The following is a 16,154-nucleotide window of genomic DNA, read 5'->3' on the forward strand; positions in this document are numbered from 1 at the left end:
GGGTTCAGCTAACCTCGACCTGCCGGAACTCCACCGGCTGCTTTCCTTGATAGTTCTTGGTGAGCCCAAAGTAACCGCCACGGTGGGACGAAGTACGCGCGGACGCGCTGGTGACAGTCCCGTCAAGCCGGGTGAAGGTGATCTCCTGCGGGCTGACATCCACCCGGAAGCGCATCCACGCACCTGCCCTGGGCGCGTCTGATCGCGCCTCGCCCAGCAACTGCCCGTCCAGCGTTCCAGCCTCGCGCGCGAAGAGCCGAATGGTGCCCACGCGGTCAACCGTCAGGTGATAGCCGGCCACCGTGGCCGGCACCGTGGGGCGGTACGGCCGATCATCGGCCTGCCCGAACGCGATGCCAGCGCTTCCGCTCTTTTCGGGGACGGCCATCGGCCACCTCATGTCGAAGGACAGCGAGTAGGTGTCTTTTGTGACGGGGCACATGGATCCCATCGTGTAGCTGGAGCCGGCCTCGTTGTTCAGGCTGATGGAGGAAAACTCGGGCTGCAGCGTGGGCTGGTAGGTCGGCGCCAGGATCCATGGCAGGTCCCCTGGTGCCCGCACACCGGATGCGAAATTGTCGCGCGTGCTGATGGGGGTGCTGCCCGAGGCATAGGGATAATTCGAACACATCAGCCCGGTCACGCCCAGCGCCATCACTCGTTCCCGCATCCATCGGGTGTGGATCTCCCAGCAGATTACGGGCTTACCGTAGCGAACCAGGGCCTTAATCTCGTCGTCCGAAGCGCCGTGATAGATGCCCAGATAATCAAAGCGGTCCGCGAAGTCCGCAAACCGGATCTGAACGTCGTCAACGAAGTATCCCCAGGCCTTGTATCCCCTCTCCTTGGCCTCGGCAAGGTGTTTGCCGCCCGCGGTCTGCTTCCACACAAAGTGCTCTTTGGAATTGGGGTAACTGTCCATAAGATCCAGGAGGGCAGCCGTATTGGTGCCTTGTTTGTCCTCGAGGAAGATGACACTGGTGGCTGCGTGGGCATCCAGCACGTCCTTGACCCGGGGAATGGGCTCGAGCGGTGCCTTCGGTCCGATCCAGGATCGCGAGTCATTGCGCAAGGCGCCCAGTTCCTCGAAGGTCACCTCGCTGATCTGCAGGTTCCGCCCGGTCATCCGTTCGGTACTGAGGTCGTGGTGGCAGACCAGGACTCCGTCACTTGTGGCGGAGACGGAGACCTCAATTGCCTTAGCACCGTTTTGAATTGCCTGTGAATAAGCCTCGGCCGTGTGTTCGGTCCAGTTGTCGCCCGAGCCGCGATGGGCGATGTAAAACGGCGTCGTGGACATCAGGTCGCTCAGCGTGTGCACCTGAGCTGGCTGCGACCCGGCGGCACGGGCACCTCCGGGGCGGGGCACTTCACCTCCGCCACAGGCAGTAAGCAGCGCCCCAGTTCCCAGGGCCGTCAACAGCTGACGCCGGGAGACGGCCCGGGTCGCGGGCACGTTCTCAGGAAGTTTGCTACGGAACAAGGTGTCCCACCCCTCAACTGTCGGTTGTCGGCTGGCCAAGGGGCTGCGAGCGCGCCCTCGTTCCCACCCTATCCGCGTGGTCGGCGGCCGGCCGGGACAATTCCCGGCCGACGCCAACCTCCGCGCCCATCTCCGGACCGCACGCGTACACACTCATGAGCACGGGGCGCCGGCCGGGGCCGCCTACTCCGCGGACATCGTTGGCAGTTTGCACGGTCCGGTCCTTTCTCAACGGGGAGTAGTCAGGGACAAGTTCGACACCCGGGCCGTGACAGGAGAATTAGTCGCCGAGCCCGAAAGCAGCGACATCACTCCGGTGTAGCCCGGCGCCTGAAGCGCTGCCGTGGTGTCTGTTGCTTCAAGCTGCCACGCCGCCGGTTCTGCCCCGGTGGTTGCCCACAGTTTGGCCTTGATGGCCGTGGTGCCCTGACCTGTGACCTGGATGCGGACCCCGAGCTGCTGGCTGTTGGTGCCGGTCAGCCCTGCGATCACGGTTTCCGGCGTCAGGTACGTCTCAGCACCGGCAGCGTCGGTCCTGACGATGGCGAGCGACATCCTGCCGGCCGAGGTGAACCGGACCTTGGCCCGGTACTCCCCCTGGTTGGCAACGGAACGCCCGACAGCGGTAAGGTAAACGCCGCCGCCGGTGGCTGCCTTGTCGAGCGAGACCGCAAACGACAGGTCGGTGTCAGCAGCCTGGACATTCTTCAGGTACGCGGCCGGAGCGTTGCCGGGGGCCTGCATGATCCAGTTGCCTGCTCCACCCGCGACGGAATACCGGCTTGCCGAACCACTGATGGTCCACGGGCCGCCCAGATCTGCCGTCCCCAGCCCTTGGGCCACAACCCTGGCGAAGGTGTCCTTTGCCAGCCCGGTGCCAGCCGGGGCTGACGAGGCCGTGAGGTCCTTGCTGGCCTGATTAGTAGCCCCCTTGTCGTCCGTGACGGTTAGCTTCACGGTGTAGGTTCCTGCCGTAGCGTAGGTGTGGGTGGCGGTTTTGCCGGTGCCAGTCTGGCCGTCACCAAAATCCCAGGCCCAGGAGCTCACGCTGCCGTCGGGGTCCGAAGACGTCGAACCGTCAAAGGAACAGTTGAACCCGGAACACGTCGACGTCAGCGCGGCAACCGGTGCCTTGTTGGGTGCAGAGACCGGCACTGCGTTCGCCACGACACTGCTCGCCCCCCGGTCATCCGTCACGTTGAGGCGGACCTGGTATGTTCCCGCCGCGGCGTAGGTGTGCGTGGGGGTTGCTCCCGAGCCGGTTTGCCCGTCCCCGAAGTCCCACGTGAAGTCCGCGATCGTTCCGTCCGGATCGGACGAAGCCGAGGCGTCGAACCCGCAGCTCAACCCCGTGCATGCTGGGCTGAAGGAAGCCACGGGTGCCTTGTTTCCGCTGCCGAGGCTGTAGTGCCACTGGACGTCCGATGAGGTTAGCTGGATGGGGTAGATGGCCACTTCGTCGATGCTGCCCACCATGGCCCGCGATGCCGGCTGATTCGGCCAGCCGTTGAGGTTGTCCGCTCCCACCCTCCAGTAACCGTCGTATCCTTGCGCAACCGTCGGAGTGTTGGTTCCCTGGCTGACGCCGTCCACGAAGAGTTCAGAGCGGCCCGGTGCCATGGTCCCGACGAGGTGATGCCATTTCCCGTCATTGAGGGCGGCGCCGCTGGTGACCATAGTGGCTGAGCCGGTCCACACACCGAAGACGACCTTGCCGTCATTCTGCATGAAGATGTGGCGGTCGTAGTTGCCGCTCTGGTCCGCCTGGCTGTTACCGAAGCCGACAATCCGGCCGCCGGAAGTTGTGGTGGTCTTGATCCAGGATTCCACGGAGAACGTCTGCGGCCCGGCCTGGGACACGCTGCTCGCCATGCTGCTGTTGCTGTCCGTCAGATCAGCAGACGTGGTGCCAGCCAAGATCCCGGGCCCGCCCAGGTTCATGGTCTGGTACGTGCCGGCATTGGTGCTGGCAAAATCCGCCGCTGCCGTACCGCTGGCCTCCTCAAAGCGCCAGAAGCTGCTGGCGCCGTCGCCCTTCACGGTGTCCTGATAGTTAGCGGACTGTGAGGCGACGGTGACATAGGGAGTCCAGAAGGACTGGACCGCAACGGTACCGTCGGATGCCTCAACCCGGTACGCAGCTTGGGTTCCTGGAGCGAGATTCTTATCAACAAACGTCACCGTCGGGATGTCCCAGAACCGGGACCGGATGACCTGCGTGAGGATCGGCTGCGTGCTCCCAGCCCGGTACAGGTTGTAGGTGAGGTTTTCGTCGTCTTTGTCGGTCGTGGCCTTGAACGTGACTTTCACCTGGCCAGCGCGGGTGCTCGACGCAGAAGGAGTCAATGGCCGGGTAGGGGCTGTTTCCGGATCGGCCTGGAACCTAGTTACACCCTGCTGGATGGCCCCGTTGACCGTGGTGAAGTCTCCGCCGACCCACAGTTGCTTGCCATCGGTGGCCATGGCCAACGGACCAACCTTGGTCACTCCGGCGGCGTTGGTCTGGGGGTACCAGCCAGCCAGCTTTCCGTTATCGGGGCGCTGTACCAGCAGGTAGCGGTTGGGCACCTGGGGGAAGTCTCCCTCGCTGCTGCAGTCATGAGCATGCGAGCCCTTGTAGAGCCAGCCTCCGACGAGGGCGATTGCTTCCGTGGCGCCGAGGCAGTTGTTCTGCCACTTCAGCGCGCCGCTGGTGAGGTCCGCGGCCCAGGTGCCGTCAAAGCAGCCCCAGCCGTCTCCGGAGTTGGCAAAGTAGACGGTGTTCTGATCGGTGATGATGTCGCGCACGATCGAGGTGCAGCCCGGTTGCTTGGGCGGAACCGCCGTCGCTGCCGGGAAGGGCAGCAGTGCGCCCTGCGCGCTGTCCACGAGGCCGACGGCCCAGGAGGGGGTTCCGCCGAGGGTGTCGAACGCGCCGCCGATGTAGACCTTGCTGCCATCGGGTGCGGGGCGCACCACCTTTACGTCGGCGCTGGCGTTCGGGTTCCAGGGCAGGAGGGCTCCGTCGCTTGCCTGCACGGCAGCCAGCCGGTTCCGGACGGCGCCGGCCACTGTTCCGAACGAGCCGCCGAAGTAGACATTGTTGCCCTGCTGGGCGATGGTGGCCACGCGGTAGCTCACGTTGGGCCGGAAATTGGAAACCAGGGCCAGGCTGGTCGTGTCGAAGGCCGCCATCCGCTGGCGGGACTGCCCTGCAATCTGGGTGAAGTCGCCGCCGACGTAAACCCGGCTTTGGTCCTCCGAGGCTGCAAGTGCCCAGACCCTGCCGTTGGGTTGGGGGGCGAAGGAAAGCAGGTTCCCGCTTGCGGCATCCACGACGGCCAGATAGGTCCGGGAGGTCTCTTGGGTGCCTGCGGCTGCCCCGGGGGGCCGCACCGTAGTGAACTCGCCGCCGATAAAGACTTTGCCTTTGGCGTAGGCCAGGGCCCGCACCGTGTTGTTGGTCTGCCACATAGATGAGCTGGTGGCTGACAGCGTTGTCTCCCGTGCGAAGGCCGGCGAAACAAGTCCTCCCAGCAGCAGTAGCAAAGCTGCCACCACTCCGGCAGGGCGCAATATGTGTCTCGTGTACATCTCGTACCTCTCTTAGATTGACCCTGGCTGCGTGGAAGACCGGCGCAACCGATTGAGGGTGTGACCATGCCGGACCGAATTTCCGGCGGCACGGTCCCGTTTGTCAGCCCTGTCCACTGCGCTTATCAGGACTGAAACGAGAACCAGGAGCGTCATCGAGGAGAAGTCACAGAGACCGCTCTCGTTGACAGATGCGACCAGGACGTAAGTCATGAGGAATCCGGCGAACGTCCTGGCGGCGTAGCCGGGTGTTTTGAAGGCGTAGACCGATGCCGCTAGAACGGCCAGGGCCACGAGGGTCGCCCCCACCGCCCCGGTCTCCCAAAAACTGTCAAGCCAGCTGTTGTCGATCGGCACCACGTTGATGTCGCCCTGCCCCCGGCGAAGCAAAATCCGCTTGTCTCCGAGGCCGTGTCCCAGCCAGAACAGCTGCGGATCGTAGGGCTGGCTGAGGATGAAGTCCCACGCCGCGGTGCGGCCGCTTAGCTTCTGAAGCTGTTCGCTGTCCTGGCCCCGGACCGCCCAGTCGATGATGCCGGGAAGGAACGGCAGGGCCAGGGCGAGGGCCCCCGCCACCAGCGCCAGGCCACGGCGGCCGGCCGGCGACGTCGCGGCCGTTCCGAAAGCGACGAGGAGACCCAGCGCCAGGGCCAACGCCGCCGTGCGGGTGTGGCTGAAGACAATGAGGGCGGTTCCTGCCGCGACTGCGGGAGCCAGCGTGAGAAGGCCGATCTTCCGCTGGGCCCACAGGAGGACCGTCAAGCCGACCAGCACGGCGCCTATTTCCCCGACCCGGGGAGCCATCATGGGCAGGAAAGCTCCTACCAGCCGTGCCGACTGGAAGGGCTTACCCTCCTGCCAGGCCAATTGCGGCGACAGGACAACTCCGGCGATAACGGTCAGGGCCAGCCCCGAATAGGCTGCCACGTTGGCGTACACGATCAGCCGGAAGCGCCCGCGCACGACGGACCAGAGCAACACGGGCACCACGAGACCCAGAACGAGCCGGGTGCCGCGGAACATGGCCTGCAAGGCGTCGGGCTGAAAGGCAGAAGAAATCACCACGTAGATGCCGTAGAGCAGGAACAGGGCCAGGGGTGCCGGAATTCGAAGTGCTGCCCGCGGCGGCAGCACCATCAGGAGGGCAACGACGCAAAGCATCAGCACGGCCCCCTTGAGGACGCTGCTGCCGCTGCTGTCCGTCCCGGCGGCCGGGTCCGTCCGCGACCAGGGCTGCACCGTCAGCAGCAGCAGGCCCAGGACGACGACGAGCACGATCAGGGCTGTTCCGTTAGTGAGCCGGCCGGCCCGTGCCCATCGTTCAGGTACCGGAGCGTCCCGGGGACTTTCCCCGGGGAGACGGCCGGGACCGGCGGTGGCCAGGAGCACGTTCATGACTTGGTACCCGCCGTCGTGCGCAACTTAGGGTCCGCCTCAGCGTTCTGCACCTCGGAGCGCAGGGCCCGGGTGGCACCGGTCCGCTCCAGGCTGGCCCTCCGTGCATTCGAGCCCGCCGGCCTGCCAAAACGGCCCCTTCCCGTGGCCTGGTCGGCGATAAGGATTGCCACGACCGGCAAGTTGGCCGCATTAAGCTCATCCACGGCCTGTTCCAGCTTCTGGACCCGGTCCTTCCGCGGTTGCACAACCAGGACCGTGGGACCGGAGAAACCTGCCGGCAGGCTGTTGTGGATACCACCGACTTCGAAGTGCGGTCCGGTCGCCAGCAGTAGCAGATCATAGGTTCCAGTCGGCGTCGGAGTGGTGCCGAAAACGGCTGACGCTTCACAACCGATCTCGCTGTTGACACTTGCGAGTTCGCGGCCCGACAGGGCACTGAGGGGTGTTTGACTGGGGCTCATGCCAAGCTGGTGGGCGATGTCGGCCCCGGTCTCCTTGCGGAGGGCCACGACGGCGACAGACCCCAGGCTGGCGTGCCCCCCGGCGGCCAATCCCAGCAGCCCGGCGGCGTCGACGCTGGTGGGTGTGAGCGGCCTGACGGCCACCTGCTCGGAGGAAATTCCGAGTTCCGTGCTCGACTTCTGCACGGACCGGAGAAGCAACTCACCGGCGCCGCTGCCCCGGCCGCCCAGTTCGAAGATTTCAGTCAGGCCGGTGGCTCGCATGATGTCACGCCGGTCCATGATCCGATCGCTGACTTGACGGCGAATAACGGCAAAGGCCACGCCGCCCAACAGGCCCACACCGAGACCCAGGACGATAAACATCAGCATCGAGGGTGAGCCGTCCACGTCCGTGGGGCTGCCCGGCCGAACCACGGACCCGCCGCCGTTGAAGTTCTTGACAGCGTCATCGAGTGCCGCCGCGATGGACTGCGCGGCACTCGCCGCGTGCTCGAATTCTTCCCGCTTGGCCAAGATGCTGGCCGCGTAGCCCGCATTATTGCCCTGTGCCTTGGCCAGCGGAGCTTCAAGCTTGGCCGCTGAGGCCAGACTGTCCTTGGCGGCTGCGTGGGCACGCTCGGCGAGCAGGTTCATGTCGGCCCGGCCGATGTCGGCGCGGTACTGCAGGAAAGCTGCGGCCACTGCATTGACGTTCTCCGCCGCTTTCGCTGGAGTTGACCCGCCAGCGAAGACGGCCAGGGAATTGTCAGTGGTCGCACTTGCCTTCACGCTGGACCGAAGAGCCGCCGACTCACGGTCGTCGAGGCGGAGGGCCTGGGCGGCTACGTCCACGACGACGGGGCTCGCCAAGATGCGGGCCTGAGTCTCGGCGGGAAGCTCGAGGCCAAGAGCGCCCGACTTGGCAATTGCTGGCTGGGAAGCCATTTCGGCCGGAAGGGAATAGTTGCCGGTGATGAGCTCTGCCCGCGCCGTATATGTGGTGGGGTTCCGCAACGCCAGTCCGACGCCGACAAGACCCCCGACCAGCATGAGCGAAATGATGACAGGCCAGTACACCGTGACTACCTGCTTAGCTCCGTGCCAAACAGACCACGATTCATTCATCGGGGACCGCCACCTCTCTGGGTTGAGACCGTTCCGCCAGATGGCGGGATATTTCAGACTTGTAAGTTGTGAATGAATATTGCGAATAAACGTTTTTGAACTGCAGATACCAGAGAACTGTGCTGAGCGCGGCAGCCACGGCAAGCCCCCATGCTGCTCCTGGCAGCCCCGCGAGGCCGGCCCCCGCGACCGAGATCACGACGACCAGGGACGAGGTCGAGATCCGCGTCCACATGCTCCTCCTTGCGGCCCCCATGCTGCGCAAACCAACCGCCGCACCTGTCTTTGCCCCGTTGAAAACCTGAACGAGGAACATCGGAAGTACCAGCGCTGATGCCGTCAACCACCCCCGCCCCACGAGCGCCACACCCCAGGATTCCGGCAGGAGCGTGACGGTGAGTCCCCAGAGGAGGGCTCCCAACGCCACGGCCAGCGAAAACACTGATGTGACGCGTAGAAACCGGGAGCGTCCGGCGGCTATGGCCCTCGCGGCCTCCGGTACCGCGACTACACCGAGGCCCTGGACCAACACGTTGACCGGTCCCAGCAGGACAAGGGCCAGTTTCATCTCCCCCACCGCCGACAGCCCGACGAAGGCCCCAATCGCGAAGAACACGATCTGTTGGGAGCCGTTAATGGCGGCGCCTTCAACGAGGAAGGGAGCCCAGAGTCCGCGCTGGGAGTTGAGCCAGGACTTGATCAGGCCGATTCCCGGCACAACCCGGCACTGGAAACATCCGACAACCGCAGCGAGAGTTGCCGCGGCGCCCCAGGCGAGGATCAACGTGGCTGAGCTGACAGTGCCGGAGAGGAAGACGCCACCAAACGCCGGCACCATCAGCACCGCCCAAAGCAGATCATTGTTGAAGGCAGACCGGCCCCTCCCCGCCGCGAAAAGTATCTGGCGGACGCAGTCCTGGACCAGCAGTCCGGGGAGGACGGCGCCCAGGCAGATGACCAGTGACCGGTATTCCTGCGGCAGCATCTGGCTGAGCACCAGTGCCACAGCGAGAAACGCAACTCCGGTCAGGAGTGCCACTCCGGCAACAGCGCCCCGGGCCCGGTGAAGCTGCTCCGGCTCGGAAATGACGAACCTGACGGCGAACGGTTCGGTTGCGAGGGCCCGGGAGATCCCCAGGATGAAGCAGTAAGCAGAGAAGGCCAGGGCATACGCACCGAAATCAGCAACGCTGACAGACCTGGCGACGAGGATTCCAACGGCGAAGTTCGTCAGGCTGCTGAGCGCCTGATCTCCAAGCCCCCAGCCAACGCGTTTTACCGCCCCGGTGTGCAACGACCGGGCACGGCGCCCGCCCACCGCGCCGGCCGCCGTATGGGCTCCGGTCATGACTTTCACGCAGACTCCACGAGCTTGGGAGCGCGGCGGCACAGCGCCAGCGCGAAGACGGGCACGTTCCGGGTGTAGCGCTTCCACAGCCGTCGGGGCTCCTGGGAGAACCGGTAGGCCCATTCAAGGCCGTTGCGCTGCATCCAAAAAGGAGCCCGGCTGACCCGCCCGGCGTGCATGTCGAACGCCCCGCCCACGCCGACCAACAGCGACGCGGTGAGGCGGCCACGGTAGCGGTCCATCCAGCTCTCCTGCTTGGGCGCACCTAGGCCAACCCATACGATCTGGGCGCCGGAGTCGTTGATCTCCCGGACCATAGCCGTTTCCTCGTCCGGAGTCAGCTCACGGAAAGGAGGCGACTGGTATCCGGCCACCTTGAGCCCGGGAATGGTCCGTTTGAAGTTCTCGATCATCTCCTCGGCGACGCGCGGCGCGCCGCCCAGGAAGTACGACGCCCATCCGTGCTCGGCCGCAGCCTTCAAGAGCGCCGGCATCAGGTCGGGCCCGCACACCCGGCCCATCCAGTCAGCACCTGCACTCTTACCGGCCCATACCAGGGGCACGCCGTCCGGAACGGTCATGGTGGACGTGTTGAAGATCCGGCGGAGTTCCGGGTCGCGGCGGGCATGAAGCAACGCGTTGACGTCCGTGACGCAGACGTAGCCGCGGTGGCCGCCGCTTATGTGGCGAACCAGCCGGCCCAGGGCCTGCGACATATTAACCGCGCTTATCCGGATGCCCAGAATGTCCACCCTCGGGTCTGATGATGGGACTTTGAAGCCGCCATCGAGCCCGGAATGTGCCGTTGAGACCATGTAAATTTCCCCCCTCGGAAAAATATGTAATTGTGCGGCTACGCGAAGTGCGCCGCCGAGCTGCCTTGTTCGGACTCCAGAATCAGCCCCAGCGCGCGGCGCAAAACCGTGCTGGAGGTATGCATCGTGTAGGGGAAGTAGACGACTTCCACCCCCACGCTCGAGAGTTGCTGTTCGAGCGAGATCCCCTTCTCCGTGCCTCGCCAGTCGTCACCCTTGAAGAAGATGTCGAAGTGGTTGTCCCGCCAGGTGTCAAGCCGGCTGGGATGAACTTCGGCCACCGCTTCGTCCACGTACCGGATGTTCCTGACAATTTCCAGCCGTTCGGCTAGCGGAACAACGGGCGCCCGGCCTTTGGTTGCCCGGAGCAGCTCATCGGAAACCACACCAGCGATGAGGTAGTCGCAGCGCTGCCTGGCCTGGGCCAGAAGGTTGAGGTGACCGATGTGGAATAAGTCGAAAGCTCCGGCTGCGTAGCCAATGCGAGTGTTCATTGGGTGTCCTTACTTCCAGTGGCTGTGGGGAGTTTGTGCCGCTGCCGGCGTCTAGTAAGCGCCGACGGGTTTGATCATTTGCAGTGCTGTGCGCCAGATGATGATCAGGTCGCCGGCCAATGACCAGTTCTCCACGTAGTACAGGTCCAGCCGTACGCTGTCCTGCCAGTTCAATTCCGATCGGCCGTTTGTCTGCCACATTCCCGTGAGGCCGGGCTTGATGTAGAGGCGGCGGTGCACCCGGTCCTTGTAGCCGTCAACCTCGCGCTGAAGCGGCGGTCGGGGTCCAACCAGGCTCATATCCCCCTTGAGGATGTTCCAAAATTGCGGCAGTTCGTCCAGGGAGTACTTGCGCATCCAGCGGCCGACCCGAGTAACCCGGGGATCGTGCTGCATCTTGAAGAGCATTCCGGATCCCTCGTTCTGATCCAGCAGCCCGGCCAGGTCATCCTCGGCGGATTCCACCATGGAGCGGAACTTCACCATCAGGAACTTCTTGCCGCCCTTGCCAACCCGTTCCTGGCGGAACAAGACCTTGCCGGGGCTGTCGCGCTTGATCAGGATGGCGAGCAGCAGGAAGACCGGAAGCAGGAAAACCAGAGCCATGGCCGACGCAACGATGTCGAAGAGTCGTTTCACGGAGTGTCGGGCTCCCGTGTACTGGGGAAGTTCGACGTGCATGAGCGGCAGACCCTCGACCGGGCGGGCATGGATGCGTGGGCCCGCCACGTTGGTCAGTCCGGTGGTGAGGATCAGTTCAGTGGCCGACTCCTCCAGCTGCCAGCCGAGTTCTTGGATGTACTTGCCTCCACCTTTGCCCGGGCCTGCCACGATCACCGCATCGGCTCCGAACTCACGGACGGCCTCGACTACGGAGCGGGCTTCCGGCACGACCGGAACCGTGCGCCGGCCGAGGTTCAGCCATTTCATCCCGCCGTTTCCCGTCAGGCACACTCCGACGACGTGATAGGCGGCTCCGGATTTCCTTTCAATCTGGTTCACCACGTAGCTCACGTCCTTGGGCTTCCCGAGCACCAGGACCCGTGACAGGAAATGCCCCTTCGTGCGCTGGCGGGTGAGCCAGCGGCGGAGCACCCATCGGGAGGCGATCAGGCCGGCCACACCGAGAGGAAAGGCCAAGGCAAAGTAGCTGCGCGCAATGGCGACCTGGAACAGGAGGCATAGCATGGCGAGGACGCCCAGAAGGGCGACCGTGGCGCTGACCACCCGCTTGTACTCGTCGACGCCGATCCCCACAATTCTGGGGTCGCGGGTTCGATAAGCCCTCAGGGCGAGCATCCAGGCCGCTGCTATAAGAATGGAAATCTGGAGGTAGCCGACGTCGAACCATCCGACCGCGACCCGAGCCTCGTCGAGCCCGAACCTGGCCATCTGGGCAATCAAGGTGACGGAGACGATGACGCAAACGTCGCTGATGGCGAGCATGCGGCGGTACTTGTTGCTCCAGCGGGTCCCTTCCCCCACGACGCGCGTCCGATGCTGCATCCCCTGTGGGGCCGCAACCCGCGGAAAGTCGAGGGCGGCCGAGGTCAGGACCGAGCCGGCGGCGGAGTCACGGACCGCGGTCACGGCCGTACTCCGGCACGGAACGCAGCGCCGGGGAGGGCGGAAGGCAAGGCGGAAGCCAGAGAGGAGCGCATTTGAGACCCAATTCGTAGCCGTAGCGGTTACTGACTGATTGCTATCGCAAACCTATGAGCCGCATGCGGGGGGCACACGAGTACGTTCCACCTAAATTCCCGGCCTCGTTCCTGCAGGTGGTGTGGCGGACTACCCGTTGGAGCTGCAGCCCTCAAGTAGTCGCTACGTGCCGCTTCCGGCGGAGTACCCGGCGAATGGCTGGCCGGGTGGAGCATTGTGTGAGCAAATCCTGGTTGTGAGGCGCCCCGCGCCGGCCTGAAAACCGGATTCCGCGGTGACGTCCGCGAAGCTGGGGTCGAACACCAGCTGGTCTGGTTTCCATCCAGTGCCAGGACCGGTTAGCGGACCACGCCGCGTTCAATATCTCCGGGGAGGTGGCAGCCGCCGTCCAGCAGCCGCCGTCCAGCAGTCGCCCGGAGAATCGGTGCTCGGGCGGACATTGGTGTGCGAAGTGGGTGGCCGACCAAAGCGATTGCAGATCGGTCCGGATGAAGAAGGGTTGCGTTGGAACGAACCCGGCTGCGGAGCGGCCCTGCCCCGGAACCCCGCCAGTCGGCCTGGCCGGTTCATGCCTGAGTGATCCCCTGCGGCGCTCATCGATGGCGCTCGTGCCGGGCGCGCGTCTCTCGGCGGCGCGGCCTGGGTGCAGACCGGTTAAGGGAGCCGGCGGCGGCTGGGGGGAGAGCCTCGGTCTCAGAAGGCTCTGACGCCGCCGGCTCCGACCTTGGCGTACGGCTGCCGGTTTGGGGCACCGTACGATTCCCTTGAAGGAGTTCGGTGTAGAGAAGTTACGGAACGACCACCTCTAATGGTGGCAGTGGCTGCTTCTGCAGGCAAGATGGATTTTGAGGCCACACTTTCCTGCGGGGCATCCCCGCGGTTATTCCCGTTGAAGTTCCTCATTTTGAGACCCTGTGTGGGACTGACTTAAGTCAATCGCCCAGACCGGATCTGCGCACGAGTAGCGTTTACCCGACTTCTGGGGCGTTCTCGTCCGCGGCACTACTTGGGGATACTCCCGCCGGTCCCCAGGGCCACCCGGTGGGGTACGCAGCCGGCGGACGTCCGCGAGTCGGCGGCGGGCCTTGCGACAGGCCCGGACGCGCGCCGTTGCCCTCGGTGACGGTGGGGACCCGGCCGGTCAGGGGCGCGGGGTGCCGGAGTGAAAGGACCCAGGGTGCAGGGCGCCTGCATCAAGGAGGTCCGCGCGCCGGCCAACGCCGAGCTTGGCGAAAATCCGCGACAGGTGACCCTCCACGGTCCGTTGCGATACACAGAGGTCGGCGGCGATCTCGGCGTTAGTGGCCCCGCCGGAGACCCGTTCCAGGACTTCGGCCTCACGGGCGGTCAGCGCAGCGCCATGATCACTGTGGACCACTTCCAGTTGCGCCGACATTCCGGCCTCCACGAGGCGGTGATGAACGCGGCGCTGGACCGCGGTGAGCCTCCACCGCTCCGGGTCGTCTGCCAGGATCCGCTCCGCCTGCTGGGCCGCTTCTAGGGCCAGGAGCGCGTGCCCGCCGTTTAGCGCGTCGTCGCTGATGCCAATGAGGTCGACGGCGTCGCACGCCGAAACGGCTCTCGCGTAGGACTCGAGCAGGCGCGCCTCCGGGCCGTCCACCGCGCTGCTGCTGAGGGCCAGGGCCTCGGCGCCCGAGGTGTCACCGCTGCGGAACGCGAGCCGCCGAATTTCCGATTCAACGCCCCGCAGGCCTTCGTGCTGTGCTTGGTCAGCCAGCCGGGCCAGGGCCTCGAGTCCGCTTCGGTCGGGCCCGTCGCCGAGGTCCGCCGCGTGGCTGTACGCCTCCGCGAGCAGGCGGAGGGTTTGAGGTTCCCGGTAGACCAACTGCCGGTGCGCCAGCGAATGCTTGCTGGCCTCCCGACGGTGTCCCACGGCAGCGGCGGCGTAGGCTGCGACGGCATGCGCGAACGGCAGCAGGCCTAGGGGGTCGGCGATGGACAGTTCCTCCACGCCGAGCCGCACTTCAGCCAGGCTTTCGCGCATCCTGCCCTGGCGCAGCCTCGAGTAGCCCCGCATGAGGTGGAGCATGCCGCCGCTGTAGAGCAGCCGGCCGGGCTCGCGGGCCGCGTAATCGTCCAGGACCGTTCCGAGGGCGTCCCAGTCGCCGGCCCGGATCAGGTTCAGGCAGTGCCGGACCACGAGGTCTTCGTAGACAAGGGGAAGCGCCAGACTCGCGCTGCGCGCGCCGCTCCATGCTTCGCCGTCCAGACGCAACCCCGTGTGGAGCCGGCCCTGGGCAGTCAGCACTTCGGCAAGGAGGGAGAGGGCCGGGACACGGATTTCGGAATTGCCGCCGGACGTGGCGACGAGTTCGCGCAGCCCAGTTCCGGCGGCCATGAACCGGTCGTCCCATGCCTGGCTCAGGAGTTCCGCGGCCACTCCTGCCACGGCGGTCCCGTCGCGGAGCTGTTCCTCCTGTGGCAGCTGCCCGGCGTCGGCGGGCAGGTGCCGGGAAGGCGCGACGGCCCCCAGCCGGGCCGCGAGCAGGGCGGCCAGATAGGAGGACCGTCCGGCCCGCAGCGGCTGGGCGGACTCCAGAAACGCCGAGGCGGTGTCCGGGCGCCCAAGAATGAAGTGCGAGTAGGCCAGCTGGATCCGGGCATCGGGGAGGAAGGAGGCGTCCCGGATGGCGCCCGCAGCCCGGGCCGCGGTCGCAGGATCCAGGGCTGTGTTGGCCGCGACCGCGGCCTGCAGTAGCTGAGCCGGAGGCACGTCCACGCCGCAGTCAAGGGACCAGCGCAATCTGTTCAGTGCCGAGCCGGGGACCGCCGCACGGGCCGAGGGAAGCGACAGCACGCTGGAACGCAGGGCCGAACTGCGCCCTGCGGGGACCCGGTGGCGGATGATCTCGCCGACCATCGGGCTGGCGGGCCGTACGAGCCTGTCATGGCCGGCGGAAACGGCGATGATCCCCGCCGTGTCCAGCGCGTCGACTGCTTTAGGGCCACTGATTCGCAGGATCTGGGCCAGCGAGAGCGGCCCGGCCAGCGCCACGATCATGGCCGCGGTCTTTTCCTCCGGCGTCATGGAGCGCAGCTGCCGGTCAACGACGTCGGCGGCCGGCACCTGGGCCATGTCCGGGTTGGCGAGGAGGAACCAGACTCCGTGCCGGAAGCCCAGCGCTCCGCTGTTGCGGGCATGATGAATCAGTGACATGAGCATGAGCGGGTTTCCGTCGGCCGCGTCATGAAAAAGGGCGCTGACCCAAGGTGAGACGTCGGCGCGCAGGACCTGTTCGCACAGCTGGTGCGTCCCGGTCCGGCTAAGCGGGCCAAGGTCGAATTTGGCAATTATGCCGTCATCCCACAGTGACAGGAATTCCTCGGGGATCATCGGTCCGGGCCGGCTGGTCGCAAGGATGCCGGCTGCGCCGGTGGCGGCGGCCTGTGCGAGCTGCCGGACGGTCCCGGGGTCCAGGCAGTGCGCATCGTCGACGACGAACAGCGGACGGTCTGCCTCGGATTTCAGGCTGCCCGCCATCGCCTGCACGACGGCGGCATGGGAGTCGAGTTCGCCGTCGGGAAGCCGGGAAAGGTAAGGCGCCAGGGCCCCGAAGGGAACCGCGGCCAGGGCCGGAGTGGCCGTCAGCCGAAACACGTGGCCGCGGGGCCCGAGCTCACGGACCGCGGCCTTGACGACCGCGGTCTTGCCGGTACCTGCGGCGCCGATAACGAGCGCACCTGACCCGGTGTCGTCGCGCAGGCAACGCACGAGGTCCTTCACCAGAGCCTGCCGCTCAATCAGCGGGACTCTCTCAGCCAGGCTTTCCATCACGGGTTCTTCCTACCGCT

9 protein-coding genes are annotated in these 16,154 nt (G+C 65.6%); all 9 read right to left on the bottom strand.

The window, feature by feature from the left end; translation table 11 throughout:
* Nucleotides 1-4: 4 nt before the first annotated feature.
* Complete coding sequence (locus BM372_RS14595) at nt 5-1,321, bottom strand: glycerophosphodiester phosphodiesterase (RefSeq protein WP_090956185.1); 1,317 nt, start codon at nt 1,319-1,321, stop codon at nt 5-7.
* A gap of 390 nt (nt 1,322-1,711) precedes the next feature.
* Nucleotides 1,712-4,936, bottom strand: coding sequence for a PKD domain-containing protein (locus BM372_RS14600; protein WP_218160885.1), 3,225 nt, complete (start codon nt 4,934-4,936; stop codon nt 1,712-1,714).
* Between the two features lie 132 nt (nt 4,937-5,068).
* Nucleotides 5,069-6,451: a hypothetical protein gene (locus tag BM372_RS14605; RefSeq protein ID WP_143111489.1), complete on the bottom strand. Its 1,383-nt coding sequence runs from the start codon at nt 6,449-6,451 to the stop codon at nt 5,069-5,071.
* Nucleotides 6,448-7,974: a hypothetical protein gene (locus BM372_RS14610; RefSeq protein WP_090956188.1), complete on the bottom strand. Its 1,527-nt coding sequence runs from the start codon at nt 7,972-7,974 to the stop codon at nt 6,448-6,450. The genes BM372_RS14605 and BM372_RS14610 overlap by 4 nt, the downstream gene beginning before the upstream one ends.
* A gap of 40 nt (nt 7,975-8,014) precedes the next feature.
* Nucleotides 8,015-9,379, bottom strand: a complete 1,365-nt coding sequence (locus BM372_RS14615) for an MATE family efflux transporter (protein ID WP_090956189.1) — start codon at nt 9,377-9,379, stop codon at nt 8,015-8,017.
* On the bottom strand, nt 9,376-10,185 hold the full coding sequence (locus BM372_RS14620; protein WP_090956190.1) for a WecB/TagA/CpsF family glycosyltransferase: 810 nt from the start codon (nt 10,183-10,185) through the stop codon (nt 9,376-9,378). Before BM372_RS14620 ends, BM372_RS14615 begins: the two co-directional genes overlap by 4 nt.
* Nucleotides 10,186-10,223: 38 nt before the next feature.
* Complete coding sequence (locus BM372_RS14625; RefSeq protein ID WP_090956191.1) at nt 10,224-10,679, bottom strand: FAD synthase family protein; 456 nt, start codon at nt 10,677-10,679, stop codon at nt 10,224-10,226.
* A 51-nt stretch (nt 10,680-10,730) separates the two neighbouring features.
* Nucleotides 10,731-12,269 (bottom strand): sugar transferase, encoded by a 1,539-nt coding sequence (locus tag BM372_RS14630; RefSeq protein ID WP_256214291.1) that lies wholly within the window; start codon nt 12,267-12,269, stop codon nt 10,731-10,733.
* 1,213 nt (nt 12,270-13,482) lie between these two features.
* Nucleotides 13,483-16,134 carry a helix-turn-helix transcriptional regulator gene (locus BM372_RS14635; RefSeq protein ID WP_090956192.1) on the bottom strand — a complete coding sequence of 884 codons (2,652 nt, stop codon included), beginning with the start codon at nt 16,132-16,134 and terminating at the stop codon, nt 13,483-13,485.
* Nucleotides 16,135-16,154 lie beyond the last annotated feature (20 nt).

The sequence above is a fragment of the Arthrobacter sp. ov118 genome (assembly GCF_900116495.1).
In the GTDB taxonomy this organism is placed as follows: domain Bacteria; phylum Actinomycetota; class Actinomycetes; order Actinomycetales; family Micrococcaceae; genus Arthrobacter.